13 protein-coding genes are annotated in these 14,245 nt (G+C 73.9%); 6 read left to right on the forward strand and 7 right to left on the reverse strand.

The window, feature by feature from the left end:
• Positions 1–210: 210 nt before the first annotated feature.
• The 3 genes from IG84_RS0118780 to IG84_RS0118790 all read right to left on the reverse strand — a co-directional run bounded on the left by IG84_RS0118780 (position 211) and on the right by IG84_RS0118790 (position 2,760).
• Positions 211–843 carry a TetR/AcrR family transcriptional regulator gene (locus tag IG84_RS0118780; RefSeq protein ID WP_031058402.1) on the reverse strand — a complete coding sequence of 211 codons (633 nt, stop codon included), beginning with the start codon at positions 841–843 and terminating at the stop codon, positions 211–213.
• The gene (locus IG84_RS0118785) at positions 840–1,664 is read right to left on the reverse strand and encodes a sugar phosphate isomerase/epimerase family protein (protein WP_211266484.1); all 825 of its coding nucleotides are present in this window, start codon (positions 1,662–1,664) and stop codon (positions 840–842) included. The genes IG84_RS0118780 and IG84_RS0118785 overlap by 4 nt, the downstream gene beginning before the upstream one ends.
• Before the next feature lie 154 nt (positions 1,665–1,818).
• Positions 1,819–2,760, reverse strand: a complete 942-nt coding sequence (locus tag IG84_RS0118790; protein WP_031058407.1) for a Ppx/GppA family phosphatase — start codon at positions 2,758–2,760, stop codon at positions 1,819–1,821.
• Positions 2,761–2,805: 45 nt separating this feature from the next.
• On the opposite strand from IG84_RS0118790, the gene IG84_RS0118795 reads away from it, so the two are divergent.
• Complete coding sequence (locus tag IG84_RS0118795; RefSeq protein ID WP_078649012.1) at positions 2,806–3,687, forward strand: DUF3109 family protein; 882 nt, start codon at positions 2,806–2,808, stop codon at positions 3,685–3,687.
• A gap of 137 nt (positions 3,688–3,824) precedes the next feature.
• Here the strand turns inward: IG84_RS0118795 and IG84_RS0118800 are convergent, their stop codons facing one another.
• Positions 3,825–5,579: an RNA polymerase sigma factor gene (locus tag IG84_RS0118800; protein ID WP_031058413.1), complete on the reverse strand. Its 1,755-nt coding sequence runs from the start codon at positions 5,577–5,579 to the stop codon at positions 3,825–3,827.
• 234 nt (positions 5,580–5,813) lie between these two features.
• Between IG84_RS0118800 and radA the strand changes: the two genes are divergently transcribed.
• Complete coding sequence (radA, locus tag IG84_RS0118805) at positions 5,814–7,256, forward strand: DNA repair protein RadA (RefSeq protein ID WP_031058416.1); 1,443 nt, start codon at positions 5,814–5,816, stop codon at positions 7,254–7,256.
• 202 nt (positions 7,257–7,458) lie between these two features.
• Positions 7,459–8,583, forward strand: coding sequence for a DNA integrity scanning diadenylate cyclase DisA (gene disA / locus IG84_RS0118810; RefSeq protein ID WP_031058418.1), 1,125 nt, complete (start codon positions 7,459–7,461; stop codon positions 8,581–8,583).
• 45 nt (positions 8,584–8,628) lie between these two features.
• Here disA and IG84_RS0118815 read toward each other — a convergent pair whose 3' ends face one another.
• The gene (locus tag IG84_RS0118815) at positions 8,629–9,459 is read right to left on the reverse strand and encodes a hypothetical protein (protein WP_031058421.1); all 831 of its coding nucleotides are present in this window, start codon (positions 9,457–9,459) and stop codon (positions 8,629–8,631) included.
• Between the two features lie 157 nt (positions 9,460–9,616).
• Positions 9,617–10,117 (reverse strand): pyridoxamine 5'-phosphate oxidase family protein, encoded by a 501-nt coding sequence (locus IG84_RS0118820; RefSeq protein ID WP_031058423.1) that lies wholly within the window; start codon positions 10,115–10,117, stop codon positions 9,617–9,619.
• Between the two features lie 211 nt (positions 10,118–10,328).
• On the opposite strand from IG84_RS0118820, the gene IG84_RS0118825 reads away from it, so the two are divergent.
• On the forward strand, positions 10,329–11,378 hold the full coding sequence (locus tag IG84_RS0118825; RefSeq protein WP_078649013.1) for an HhH-GPD family protein: 1,050 nt from the start codon (positions 10,329–10,331) through the stop codon (positions 11,376–11,378).
• 67 nt (positions 11,379–11,445) lie between these two features.
• Here IG84_RS0118825 and IG84_RS0118830 read toward each other — a convergent pair whose 3' ends face one another.
• A complete protein-coding gene (locus IG84_RS0118830; RefSeq protein ID WP_051861984.1) occupies positions 11,446–12,429 on the reverse strand; it encodes a YncE family protein in 984 nt (327 codons plus the stop codon).
• Between the two features lie 485 nt (positions 12,430–12,914).
• On the opposite strand from IG84_RS0118830, the gene IG84_RS0118835 reads away from it, so the two are divergent.
• Both IG84_RS0118835 and IG84_RS0118840 read left to right on the forward strand, forming a co-directional pair.
• On the forward strand, positions 12,915–13,466 hold the full coding sequence (locus tag IG84_RS0118835; RefSeq protein WP_030260466.1) for a SigE family RNA polymerase sigma factor: 552 nt from the start codon (positions 12,915–12,917) through the stop codon (positions 13,464–13,466).
• Positions 13,467–13,530: 64 nt separating this feature from the next.
• Entirely contained in the window at positions 13,531–14,238 is a 708-nt protein-coding gene (locus tag IG84_RS0118840) for a hypothetical protein (RefSeq protein ID WP_425424035.1), read from the forward strand.
• Positions 14,239–14,245: the final 7 nt, after the last annotated feature.

Genomic DNA, 14,245 nt, shown 5'->3' on the forward strand with positions numbered 1-14,245 from the left:
CGCCACGCCGGCGCCTCGCGGGGCCCTGCGCCGGGCCTCCGGCCTACGGCGCAGTCACGTCTCGGCAGTCACATATCAGCAGATCCGAGACTACGCCTCCGATCCAGGATCTGGACAGCCCCGCCGGAATGTGAGACGCGCGATCGCCATGCGGACGCGGCGTGCCACGCCCCGGAGCGCGGCGGGTCACGCCTTCGCTCACGCCTCCGCTCACACCTCCGCGAGGTACCGCTGCAGCGTCGGCGCGACCATCCGGACGATGTCCTCGGGATCGGCCGAGGACAGCGGCTCGACCTGGACGACGTACCGCAGCATCGCGATGCCGACGAGCTGGGAGGCGGCCAGCTCGGCCCGGAGGCGCGGCTCCGGGACCGCCAGCTCCGCCGCCACCCGCTCCAGCATCCGCCGCAGCACGAAGCCGCGCAGCACCTTCGCCGCGGTGTCGTGGGTCATCGCGGAGCGGATCACGGCGATCAGCGGGGCGCGGGTCGCGGGGTTCTCCCAGATGCCGAGGAAGTACCGCGCGAACCGCTCTCCGATGCCGTCGGCGCCGTGCGTCAGCAGGTCGGGGAGGTTCAGCGCGGGCTCGAAGGAGACCTCGATGGCCGCGCCGAAGACCTGCTCCTTCGTGCCGAAGTAGTGGTGCACCAGCGCGGGGTCGACCCCCGCCGCTCTCGCGATGCCGCGGATGGACGCCTTGTCGTAGCCGCGTTCGGCGAATTCCGTACGGGCCGCGGCGAGAATCCGCTCCCGCGCGCCGGGGCCGACCGTGGCCTCCGTACGCGCGGGGCGGCCGCGCCGGCGCGGGGCGGGCCCGGAAGCGCCCGTCCCGGGCGCGCTCACGACCCGTACACCCGGTTCGGCGAGGCCAGGTGCAGGCGCGTGAAGGCGAGGGCCTCGGCGAGGTCGGCCTCGCGTTCGGCGGCGGACATCGCGCGGCGGGTGTTGACCTCGATGACGATGTGCCCGTCGTAGCCGGTGGCGGCCAGCCGCTCCAGCAGCTCGGCGCACGGCTGCTTGCCGCGCCCCGGGACCAGGTGCTCGTCCTTGTTGGAGCCGTTGCCGTCGGCGAGGTGGATGTGGGCGAGCCGGTCGCCCATCCGGTCCACCATGTGCAGCGCGTCGCTCCGGGCCGTCGAGGTGTGCGAGAGGTCGACCGTGAAGTGCCGGTAGTCGTCCTTGGTGGGGTCCCAGTCCGGCGCGTACGCCAGCATCTCGCGGTCGCGGTACCGCCAGGGATACATGTTCTCGACGGCGAACTTCACGTCCGTCTCGCCCTCCATGCGCCAGATGCCGCGCACGAAATCCCGGGCGTAGTTGCGCTGCCACCGGAACGGCGGGTGCACCACGACCGTGGAGGCGCCGAGCTTCTCGGCGGCGTTGCGGGCGCGCTGGAGCTTGGTCCACGGGTCGGTGGACCACACGCGCTGCGTGATCAGCAGACACGGCGCGTGAATGGCCAGCACCGGCACGCCGTGGTAGTCGGACAGCCGGCGCAGCGCCTCGATGTCCTGGCTGACCGGATCGGTCCAGACCATGACCTCGATGCCGTCGTACCCCAGGCGCGCGGCGATCTCGAAGGCCGTCGCGGTCGACTCCGGATACACCGACGCCGTGGACAGGGCGACCTTCGCATCCGGGATGCGCACCACTGGCTCCGTCACGAGGGACAGGGTACGGGCCCGTGCGGTACCGGGGGCAGGCGGTCCGCTATGTCGGACGCGCCCATGACGCACTCATGACGGACTCATGACGCGTTACGGGCGCTCCGCCGGGCGGTTCACGGGCGGCCCGCGGAGCGATCACGGCGGCCTGTACTCACTCCTGCTCGCCGTTCGGCAGATGGTCCAGCCGCCGCAGGATGACACCCTCGCGCAGCGCCCACGGGCAGATCTCCAGCTCGTCCACCCCGAAGAGGTCCATCGCCGCCTCCGCGACCAGCGCCCCGGCCAGCAGCTGGCGGGCGCGCCCTTCGGAGACCCCGGGCAGCTCGGCGCGTTCCTCCGCCGTCATCGTGGCGAGCTTCGGCACCCACTCCTCCAGCGCCTTCCGGCTCAGCCCGCGCTGCACGTACAGCCCCTCCGCCGAGCGGGCCGCGCCGGCCAGCCTGGCCAGTTGCTTGAAGGTCTTGGACGTGCCGACCACGTGGTCCGGCGTGCCGAAGCGTGTGAAGTCGCTCACCACCCGCGCGACGTCGGCCCGCACGCGGCGGCGCAGCGCCCGTACGTCCTCCGGGTCCGGCGGGTCGCCGGGCAGGTCGGTGTTGGTCAGCCGGCCGGCCCCGAGCGGCAGCGAGACCGCCGCGTCCGGGTCCTCGTCCAGGCCGTACGCGATTTCCAGCGAGCCGCCGCCGATGTCCAGGAGCAGCAGCCGCCCGGCGGACCAGCCGAACCAGCGGCGGGCCGCGAGGAAGGTGAGCCGCGCCTCGTCCTCCCCGGAGAGGACCCGCAGGGTGACGCCCGTCTCCTCGGCGACACGGGCCAGCACGTCCTCGCCGTTGGGTGCCTCACGTATCGCCGAGGTCGCGAACGGCAGCACGTCCTCGACGCCCTTGTCCTCCGCCACCTGCATCGCCTCACGGACCGTGGCGACGAGCCGGTCGACGCCCGGACCTGCGACGTTGCCGTCCTCGTCGAGGAGTTCGGCCAGCTTCAGCTCCGCCTTGTGGGAGTAGGCGGGCAGCGGGCGCGCGCCGGGGTGCGCATCCACCACCAGCAGGTGGACCGTATTCGAACCCACATCGAGGACACCGAGTCTCATACACAGAAAACTACTGCGGCCACCTCGCGCCTTTACGCTGGGGACGTGGCGAAGACCAAAAAGGCGAAGCAGGAAAAGGCCCGCAAAAAGATGGAAAAGCAACAAGCGCGCGGGGCGGCGCCCGACGAGGTGACCGACGAGGTCGGCCTCGACTTCGCCCGCGCCTGGGTCACGTTCCCCGACCCGGCCGACGACGAGCAGATCTTCCGGTGCGACCTCACCTGGCTCACCTCCCGCTGGACCTGTGTCTTCGGGAACGGCTGCCAGGGCATCGAGGCGGGCCGCGCCGACGACGGCTGCTGCACGCTCGGCGCGCACTTCTCCGACGAGGAGGACGAGCAGCGGGTCGCGGAGCACGTGGACCGCCTCACGCCCGACATCTGGCAGTTCCACGACGTCGGCACCACGACCGGCTGGGTCGAGGAGGACGAGGACGACGGCGAGCGCCAGACGCGCCGCTGGAAGGGCTCCTGCATCTTCCAGAACCGCCCCGGCTTCGCCGGCGGCGCCGGCTGCTCCCTCCACATCCTGGCCCTCCAGGAAGGCCGCGAACCGCTGGAGACCAAGCCGGACGTCTGCTGGCAGCTCCCGGTCCGCCGCACGTACGACTGGATCGACCGCCCCGACGACACCCGCGTGCTCCAGATCACCATCGGCGAGTACGACCGCCGCGGCTGGGGCCCCGGCGGCCACGACCTGAACTGGTGGTGCACGTCGGCAACCTCCGCCCACGGCGCCTCGAAGCCGGTGTACGAGTCCTACGCCCCCGAACTCATCGAACTGATGGGCAAGGACGCCTACACCCACCTCGCGGAACTCTGCGCGGACCGCCTGGCAACGGAACGCCCGATGGCCCCGCACCCGGCGGACCCGGTACTACTGCCGATGCCGGTGGTACGGGAAAAGACAAGCCCGTTCGGCGCTTGAGGGCCGGGGTCCGGCTTTTCCACAGTCGGCCCGTACCCGACAAAATCCAGCCCGTCCGGCGCTTGAGGACCGGAGGCCCGGGGGCAGCGCCCCCGGTTTCGGGAAGGGGCGGGGCCGGGGCAGCTTCCCTCCCGGCCTCAGCCCGACGGGCCGGCCGTGTCCGACGGGGACGGTGACGGTGTCGGGTCGCTCGGCGGCGGGTCGGACGGTGTCGGAGTCGGCGACGGCGGCGGATCGGATGGCGGCGGATCGGACGGTGACGGGTCGGACGGTGACGGCGTCGGCGTAGGCGTCGGGGAGCTCGGCGGAGCCGTCGGCGTGGGGCGGGGCCCGCCCGGGGCCGGCCGCGTCGCGCCGCGGCCCTCGATCGTGATCACCGCCCCCGCCGGCTCCACGGAGACCCGCGCCCGCCAGTACCCGGCCGGCTCGCGGTCATGGTCGACGTACACCCTGATCGTCGTCGTCTCGCCCGGCTGCAGCACCCCGGCGGTCGTACTGAACTGCAGCCACGGCGCCCCGGTGTGCGCCGCCCAGCGCACCGCCGTCCCGCCGGACGCGGCCAGCGTGATGAGCGTGAGGTCGCCGCTCGGCTGCGCCGCGACGGTCAGCCGCCCCGGCCCGGAGCGGGACCGCGAAGGGCTCGGCCCGGCCTCCCGCAGCCGCTCCCCCCGCGCCCCGATCACCTCCACCGAGACCTCCGGCGTATGCGTACCGGTCCGGGACCGCGGGTCGGGCGTCATCTGCGCGCTGCCGGCCTTCTCGTACGGGCGTCCGCCGATCCGGTCCCCCTCGCTGTCGCCCGCGGTGACGGCCGTGCCGTCGGTCTCACCGGTCACCGGCGCACCCCGGTACGCCGCCCAGAGCGCGAGCACGGGCGCCGCGACCACAGTGGCCACCACGGTCGTGGTCAGCGCCCGGCTGCGCAGCCGGGCGTTACGGGCCGCCCGGTCCTTGGGACCGAGCGGGAACCCGCTGCGGTCGTAGCGGGGTGCAGAACCGTTTACGCCGACCGCCCGTTTCGTGCGCCCCTGCGCCCCCTTCTCCGGCGGCTCCACCGCCCGCCCCGTACGCGACCGCAGCGCCGCCCGCATCGCCACGCGAGCCGCCGCGCGCGGCGCGGTGACCAGCGGGAGCGGCCCCTGCGCCACCGGCTCCGCGCCGGGCCAGGGCCCGTCCGCCGTCGCCCGCTCGGCCGTACGACGGCACTCGTCGCAGCCGTCGACGTGCCGCACCAGCTCCCGGAGCAGGGCGGTGCTCAGCAGCATCCGGCCGTCCCCGGCCGGCCGCGCCACCTCGGGGCAGCGGCCGGTCTCGGCCACGAGGAGCGCGGCGCGGGTGCGCTCCACCTCGCAGGCGGCGGTGGACAGCAGCGCGCGGGCCGCGACCGGCTCCATGCCCAGTACGGCGGCCAGCTCCCGGGAGCCCAGCCCGTGCCGGACGGACAGCTCCAGGGCCTCGCGCTGCTCGGGCGTGGCGCCGGCGGCCTCCGGCCAGGCCAGCGCGGACAGTTCGCGCCGCCGGTCGGACTCCTCGGCGACCGCGGGCCCCTGGGGCGCGCCGGGGTCGGCGAGCCGGCGCAGACAGGCCCAGCGGGCCAGCGCGTACAGCCAGGGGCGGTACAGGCCGGGGTCGGGCGGGCGGCGCCCGTGCTGCCGCTCGGCGAGCGCGAGCACCTCACCGAGCACCTCGGTCGCCGCGTCGTGCTCGCACAGGACGGAGAGGCAGTACGTGAACAGCCCGTCGATATAGGGCTCGTAGCGCTCGGGGGACGGGTCGTGGCGGTCGGGCCCGGCGGTCCGGCCGCCGCGACCCGCCCGCTGTGCCCGCTCCGCGCGGCCGGCGGGGGGCGGGGCGGTGGTGGTGTGCGTGGGGTGTCCGGGCCTGCTGCTCATCACCCGGCGACGGTAGACAGATGGCGCGGACCGGTCAGAGGCGCTCGGCCGGTTTTAATTCTTTCGGGTGACGATCTCCCTCAAAAGGGGACAGGAGTCCGATCCGACCCCTCCCCCACACGCGTACCTGCCGTCCCGGCCCCCCGTGCCCCCTCTCCCATCCCGCACCCCAGGAATGGGCCCTCGGTCCGCCGCCCGGCCGCGTTGTCAGACCCCATGGCTACGGTGGCTTCCATGGCAACCCGTAAATCCCCGGCGAAGGACCGCCCGTCGTACCGTTGCACGGAGTGCGGCTGGACCACCGCGAAGTGGCTCGGCCGCTGCCCCGAGTGCCAGGCGTGGGGCACGGTCGAGGAGGCCGGCGGCAGCCCGGCCGTGCGGACGACCGCGCCGGGCCGGGTCACGACCGCCGCGCTGCCGATCGGCCAGGTCGACGGCCGGCAGGCCACGGCCCGCTCCACGGGCGTGGCCGAGCTGGACCGCGTGCTGGGCGGCGGCCTCGTCCCCGGCGCCGTCGTGCTGCTCGCCGGCGAGCCCGGCGTCGGCAAGTCCACGCTTCTGCTGGACGTCGCGGCGAAGGCCGCGAGCGACGACCACCGCACGCTGTACGTCACGGGCGAGGAATCCGCGAGCCAGGTGCGGCTGCGCGCCGACCGCATCGGCGCCCTCGACGACCATCTGTACCTCGCCGCCGAGACCGACCTCTCCGCGGTCCTCGGCCACCTGGACTCCGTCAAGCCGTCGCTGCTGATCCTGGACTCCGTCCAGACCGTCGCCTCGCCGGAGATCGACGGCGCGCCCGGCGGCATGGCCCAGGTCCGGGAGGTCGCCGGGGCGCTCATCCGCGCGTCCAAGGAGCGCGGCATGTCCACCCTCCTGGTCGGCCACGTCACCAAGGACGGGAACATCGCGGGCCCCCGCCTCCTGGAGCACCTCGTCGACGTCGTGCTCAGCTTCGAGGGCGACCGGCACGCCCGCCTCCGCCTCGTACGCGGCGTGAAGAACCGGTACGGCGCGACGGACGAGGTCGGCTGCTTCGAGCTGCACGACGAGGGAATCACGGGCCTCGCCGACCCCTCGGGCCTCTTCCTGACCCGCCGCGACGAGCCCGTGCCGGGCACCTGCCTGACCGTCACCCTGGAGGGCCGCCGCCCGCTGGTCGCCGAGGTACAGGCGCTGACGGTGGACTCCCAGATTCCCTCCCCGCGGCGCACCACCTCCGGCCTGGAGACCTCCCGGGTCTCGATGATGCTGGCCGTACTGGAGCAGCGCGGCCGGATCTCCGCGCTCGGCAAGCGGGACATCTACAGCGCGACGGTCGGCGGCGTGAAGCTCTCCGAGCCGGCCGCCGACCTCGCCGTCGCGCTCGCCCTCGCCAGCGCCGCCTCCGACACGCCCCTGCCGAAGAATCTCGTCGCCATCGGCGAGGTCGGGCTCGCCGGCGAGGTCCGCCGCGTCACGGGAGTGCAGCGCCGGCTCTCCGAAGCCGCGCGGCTGGGCTTCACGCACGCGCTGGTGCCGACCGATCCGGGCAAGATCCCGGCCGGGATGCGGGTCCTGGAGGTCGCGGACGTCGGCGAGGCGCTGCGCGTGCTCCCCCGCCGCCCGCGCCGCGAATCCCCGCGGAAGGAGGCGCCCGCGGAAGAGACATCCGGGTCCCCGCTGAGCGGCCGCTGAGCCCCGGAGGCTGCCTCCGGTGTGCCGCCCCGCGCCGCCCGCGCAGGACTCCCCTAGGTAAACGGCGCGTCGCCGGTAGACTTTGCCCTGGTCTCGCCCGTCAACGCAGTCCTGCCGCAGATCGCGTCCGCGACGTACGTACGCGGCCAAGGCAACTCCGGGCGGGCTGCGGCACCGACAGACCTTGCGACGGAGGAGTGCAGTGGCAGCCAACGACCGGGCGTCGTCCCCCGGAAGGTCCGGCGGTAGCTCCGGCGGTGACAGTCTGATGCGCGCCTCGCTCAGCGCGGTCGCACCGGGCACGGCACTGCGCGACGGACTCGAACGCATTCTCCGCGGCAACACCGGCGGTCTCATCGTCCTCGGCTTCGACCGGACCGTGGAATCGATGTGTACCGGCGGCTTCGTCCTCGACGTCGAGTTCAGCGCCACCCGCCTGCGCGAGCTGTGCAAGCTCGACGGCGCGCTGGTCCTCGACAAGGACATCACCAAGATCCTGCGGGCGGGCGTCCAGCTCGTGCCCGACGCCTCCATCGCCACCGAGGAGACCGGCACCCGCCACCGCACGGCGCAGCGGGTGTCCATTCAGGCCGGCTTCCCGGTGGTCTCGGTCAGCCAGTCCATGCGGCTGATCGCCCTCTACGTGGACGGCGAGCGCCGCGTCCTGGAGGAGTCCGCCGCGATCCTCTCCCGCGCCAACCAGGCGCTCGCCACCCTGGAGCGGTACAAGCTCCGTCTGGACGAGGTCGCCGGCACGCTCTCGGCCCTGGAGATCGAGGACCTGGTGACGGTCCGCGACGTCTCCGCCGTGGCCCAGCGGCTGGAGATGGTCCGCCGTATCGCCACCGAGATCGCCGAGTACGTCGTCGAGCTCGGCACGGACGGCCGGCTGCTCTCCCTCCAGCTCGACGAGCTGATCGCGGGCGTCGAGCCGGAGCGCGAGCTGGTCGCCCGGGACTATGTCCCCGAGCCGACGGCCAAGCGCTCCCGTACGGTCTCCGAGGCGCTCGCCGAGCTGGACGCGCTCTCCCACACCGAGCTGCTCGAACTGCCCATCGTGGCGCGCGCGCTCGGCTACAGCGGCTCCCCCGAGACCCTGGACTCCGCGGTCTCCCCGCGCGGCTTCCGCCTCCTGGCCAAGGTCCCGCGGCTGCCCGGCGCGGTCATCGACCGCCTCGTCGACCACTTCGGCGGCCTGCAGAAGCTCCTGGCGGCCAGCGTCGACGACCTCCAGACGGTCGACGGCGTCGGCGAGGCCCGCGCCCGCTCCGTCCGCGAGGGCCTCAGCCGCCTCGCGGAGTCCTCGATCCTGGAGCGGTACGTCTGACCCCGCGGCCGCTGAGCGCGGCCGTGCTCAGCGCCGGGGCGTCTCTCAGTCCTTCGCGAGGACGAAGGACGTGCTGTCCGGCTTCAGGCCCGAGACCGTGGCCTCGGCGAGGTAGGTGCCGGGCTTGGCGGACTTGGCGGCGGGGGTGGCGCACTCGGGGGCCGTGGGCTTGCGGTCCCATTCGACGGTGCGGGTGACGGCGGACCCGGCGGGGACCTTCACAAAGGCGCTGCCGGTGTCCGGCGGGCAGTCGTCCGAGGCGTACACATGCGCGTCGCTGTCGGTGTGACTGATCGTCAGCACCGCGGCCTTGCGGCCGAGGTCGACCTTGCAGTCCGCGTCCGAGGTGTTCTTGAGAGTCAGCTCGAAGCGCGGCTTGGCGTCCGGGCCGTACGAATTCTTGACGCTGCGCAGGGCCAGCCGTGTCCCGGAGCCGGTGCAGTCGGCGAGCGCCGAGCCGCCCGGCACGAGCACGCCGCCGCCGCTGCCGGCCCCCGCGCCGGAGCCGGAGCCGGTACCCGCACCGCCGCCTTCGCCGATCGGCGTGCCGGTGCCGGAGCCGCCCGAACCGCCGCTGCCCGCGCCGCCGGAGCCCGCGTCGGCGCCGCCCGTACCGCCACCGTCGCCGGACTCGTCGCGGCCGCCCGGCTTCTGGCTGATGCCGGAGTCGGTGGCGTTGGGTCCCGGGGTGATGGACGTGGCGGGGCCGCCGGCCGAGCCCTTGCTGTTCGAGCTGCCGTCACCGCTGGTGTTGCCCATGTTGACGGCCCACACCACCAGCAGCACGAGGAGCGCAAGGATCGCGCATGCGACCGCCCTCCGCCGCCAGTAGATGGAGGAGGGAAGCGGCCCGATCGGATTGCGCAGAGATCCCACGCGGAAACTGTACGAGAGATCAGCCCGGATGCCAGCCAGTACCCGCCGACGGACCACCGGCTTTTCCCATCATCTGCCCGGTTCTTCCTGGTCAGGAAGGAGAATTGGCCCGGACGAGCGACCGCGGGGCGTCAACCGGCCAACGTGCCCCGTGACTTCACGCGGTCCACTCCTCCTTGTGGCCGAAGCCACGGGAGTTGTCGATCAGACGGAGCCAGGTGGGGCGCAGCTCCCAGAAGGCGGTGTGGTCCATGGCGCCGCGGAGCTTGGGGCTGAGCGCGACGTAGGGGAAGCGGTCGGCGTACGCGCGCCACGCGCGCCGGCGCTCCCCGCCGTCCAGCCGGCGGCACACGCCGCGCCCCTGTACGCCCGTCAGGCCGCTCCAGTCCTGGCCGTCGCGCTGGGCAGTGAAGGCGACCGGTGCCGCCGGCTGCGCGGCGGACAGCGCGCGGCCGTGGCGGGTCGACTCGGAGGTGACGAAGAGGAGGGACGGCGCGGGGTCCTCGGGTCCGGCCTCGGAACCGGCGTCATCCCCGGTGTGCAGCGCGTACAGGACGGCGCACGCCTGGGGGCCGTCGCCGTCCGTGTAGGCGAGGGTCATGGTGGTGTGGTCGGCGAGGGCCTGCAGGATGCCGGGCGGGGGCGTGCTGTCGCTCATGACAGCATCCTCGCGCGCCGGCCGGACGCGCCGCGCGGCGCCCCGGGACGCTCCGGCCCCGCCGCCCCTGGACGCCTCGATCCCGTCCTCCCCGGCGGCCCCGCGCACGCCCCGTTGCAGCAGTGCGGGTACCACGTGCAGGTGCACAACGGGCGGCACGGGCCCGGCGCGTTTCACCGTCGCGGGGCCCCGTGTCAGGATCGGCGGTGCCATGACTTCCACTCCTGCCACCGCCCAGTCCGCCGGCGACGCCGCCGTGGAGCCCGCCACCGGACGCCCCGCCGGGACCCCGGCGCCGCGCCCCGCCGACTCCGCCGCCGCCTCCGCCCCTGCTGCCGCATCCGTCACCGGTGCCGCCACGGATGCCGCCGACGCCGCCGACGCGGCCGGCCGGCGGCTGCACGCACCCGTCAACGACTGGTTCGACGAGCACGCCCGCGATCTGCCGTGGCGCCGCCCCGAGGCGGGTGCCTGGGGCGTGATGGTCAGCGAGTTCATGCTGCAGCAGACGCCCGTCAACCGCGTCGTGCCGGTCTACGAGCAGTGGCTGGCCCGCTGGCCCCGCCCGGCCGACCTGGCCGCCGAGCCGTCCGGCGAGGCGGTGCGCGCCTGGGGCCGGCTCGGCTACCCGCGGCGCGCGCTGCGGCTGCACGCCGCCGCCTCCGCGATAAGGGAGCGGCACGGCGGCGACGTACCGCGCGAGCACGCCCAGCTGCTGGCGCTGCCCGGCGTCGGCGAGTACACCGCCGCCGCCGTGGCCTCCTTCGCGTACGGCCAGCGGCACGCGGTCCTCGACACGAACGTCCGCCGGGTCTTCGCCCGCGCAGTCACCGGCCGCCAGTACCCGCCGAACGCCACCACCGCCGCCGAGCGCAAGCTCGCCCGCGCGCTGCTGCCCGAGGACGAGGCGACGGCCGCGAAGTGGGCCGCGGCCACGATGGAGCTGGGCGCGCTGGTGTGCACGGCGCGCAGCCCGGAGTGCGTGCGCTGCCCGGTCGCCGCGCAGTGCGCCTGGCGGCTGGCCGGCTCCCCCGAGCACGAGGGCCCGCCGCGGCGCGTCCAGACATACGCGGGCACCGACCGCCAGGTGCGCGGCAAGCTGCTGGACGTGCTGCGCGAGGCCGTCGCGCCGGTGCCGCAGGCGAGGCTGGACGCGGTGTGGCACGAGCCGATCCAGCGGGCCCGCGCCTTGGACGGCCTGGTCGCCGACGGCCTGGTGGAACCGCTGCCGGACGGCCTGTACCGGCTCCCGCTGACCTGACCCGTCCTGCCTACGCCCGCCTTGGCGTGCCCGCCCGGCCGGGCCCCGCGGCCCGGCCGGGCGGTGGTCAGCGGGGCGTGACGGCGATGCCCTCCGGCTCGTGCCCGGCGGGGAGGGTGGTCCGGTCCCGCAGTACCGCCGGGTTGATGACGGTCACGGTGTCGGAAGCCTCGTTCGTGACCCACACCCGGCGTCCGTCCGGGGTGATGGCCACGCCCTGCGGGTTCACGCCGACCGGGACCCTGGCCCGGACCCGGCCGCGGGCGACATCGGTGATCACCAGCCGGTTCGCGCCGGAGTCGGCGGCGTACAGGGTGCCGCCGCTCGGACTGACGGCATTGCCGACCGGTGCCTCACCGGCCGGCAGGACGTCGGTCACCCGGTTCGAGGACGTGCTGATCACCGAGACGGTCCCCGACCCCGTGTTGGAGACGAAGACCCGGTCGCCCCTGGGGGTGGCGCTGATCCCGCTGGGGAAGTCCCCGACGCGGATGACGTCGCTGACGCCGAGGCCGGGGCTGATGACCGACACGGTATTGGAGCCGTTGTTGGTGACGTACGCCTTGCCGCCGGGGATGGTGGCGATGCTGTGCGGCATGTGGCCCACGGGCACCTTGGCGATCACCCGGCGGCGCGGGACGCTGACCGCGGTGACGGTGTCCGCGCCGAAATCGGCGGTCAGCACGCGGGCACCGTTCCTGCTGGGCATGGCGGCGTAAGGCCGGTCCCCGACCGGCACGAGGGCGCGCACCCGCCGGCTCTCGGTGCCCACGAAGGCCACGGTGTCGTCCTTGCTGTTGGCCACGTACACGGTGTCGCCGTTCGGGGCCGCCCCCACTCCTGTCGGGCCGTCGCCCACCTGCGAGGCGCCCAGTGGCCGTTCCAGCCGGGCGTCGTACGCGGAGAGCGAGTCCGAGCCGGTGTTGGCCGCGAACGCCAGGACGCGTACGGGGTACCGCGGGTCGCCCGCGCTGCGCGCCTCGGCCGCGCCCCCGGCCTCCTTCACCCCGCAGGTGGCCGTCGGCACGGCCGCGAGCACGAGGAGGACCACGCACCACCGCCTCGGTGTGCGGCGCCGACGGCGGCCCGGCGGTCCGGGTCTTCTCGGGCCCTCGATCGCTTCACCGGTCGGGGGGCTGTGGGCGGCGGCGAGGCAGCGCATGACAAAGCGCATCCTTTCGGGCATAGCGGTATAGGTCTCTGTCATGCGACCACAGATACCGACAATGGCATATGCCCATACCGCCGAATGCCGCGTTCGGTGGAACCCCCCTCCCAGGAGGCCCGTCCTCCCCCTGGAGGAGGACCTCGCCGCCGCTCCCGTCCCCCGTAAGGAGGAGCGCGGCGCCGCTGTTACACAACCGACGGATTTCCGTGCATCCGCTGTGCGGCAGCCGCACATGGTGCCGCAACACCCCCTCCGTAGCTTCGTCTTCGTGCTGGAGACGGACCACCGTGTGCCGAGGCGCTCGGCCGGTCCACGACCACCCGGCACGGACAACGTGGGGAACGCAGGCGGAGATCGGAGGCGTCGGCATGGCGACCAGCGGCGGCAAGGTACTGGACTTTGAGGAATACGTGCGCACCCGGCAGGACGCCCTGCTGCGGAGCGCCCGGCGTCTGGTGCCCGACCCGGTCGACGCGCAGGATCTGCTGCAGACGGCCCTGGTCCGCACGTACGGGCGCTGGGACGGCATCGCCGACAAGTCGCTCGCCGACGCCTACCTGCGCCGCGTCATGATCAACACGCGGACCGAGTGGTGGCGGGCGCGCAAGCTCGAGGAGGTGCCGACCGAGCAGCTCCCGGACGCGAGCGTGGACGACGGCACCGAGCAGCGCGCCGACCGCGCCCTGCTGATGGACATCCTCTCGGTACTGGCTCCCAAGCAGCGCAGCGTTGTCGTCCTGCGACACTGGGAGCAGATGAGTACGGAGGAGACCGCGGCGGCGCTGGGCATGTCCACGGGGACGGTCAAGAGCACGCTGCACCGGGCGCTGGCCCGGCTGCGCCAGGAGCTGGTGAACCGCGAGGCCGACGCGCGCGTACTGGAGCGTGACGACCAGGAGCGGGAGCGGTGCGCGGCCTGACCGGCCGCGGAGCCGCGGGTCCCCGGGCCGGCGGCGGGTGACAGGCATGGTGAGCAGGAGCGGTGTGACCAGAGGCGGCGGAGCCGACGGCGGACCGGCCGAGGGGCGGCCGGCCGCTTCCTCGCGCCTGCCCGGGGGCTGGTGGCGCGCGGCCGGTACGGCCCTCGCGGGGACCGCGGCGGTGGCGCTGCTGATGGCCGGGTGCGACGCGGCCGGTGACGGGGTGCGGTCGGAGGGCTCGGCGAGTGACAACCCCGTGCCGTCCCGGGCCCGCAGCGCGACGCCGACGCCCTCCCCCTCCTCCTCCGTGGCGTACAAGAAGGTCGACGCGCGGGCGCTGCTGCGCAAGGACCCCACGGTCGGCGCCGAGGTGAAGAAGACCCTGGCCAAGCCGTGCACGGCGGACGAGTATCCGATAGACGTCACCTACGCCTCGCTGACCGGCGGGCAGAGTGCCGACGTCATCATCAACGTGATGACCTGCGCGGACTCCGTCGGGATCGGCTCGTATGTGTACCGCAAGGACGACAAGGGCTATGAGAACGTCTTCAGCAACGAGCAGCCGCCGGTCTACGCCGGGGTGAGCAAGGGCGAGCTGGAGATCACCAGGCAGACGTACGACACCGGTGACGCGGTGTGCTGCCCCACCGGCGAGGATGTGCTGACGTACCGCTGGGCGAAGCACCGCTTCAGCGAGTACTCCCGCTACCACACCGACTACAGCAAGACCGTGGACGGCAACGAAGCCAGCGCCACACCATCGGAGGACTGAGAACCGG

The sequence above is a fragment of the Streptomyces ochraceiscleroticus genome, from assembly GCF_000720485.1.
Taxonomy (GTDB): domain Bacteria; phylum Actinomycetota; class Actinomycetes; order Streptomycetales; family Streptomycetaceae; genus Streptomyces; species Streptomyces ochraceiscleroticus.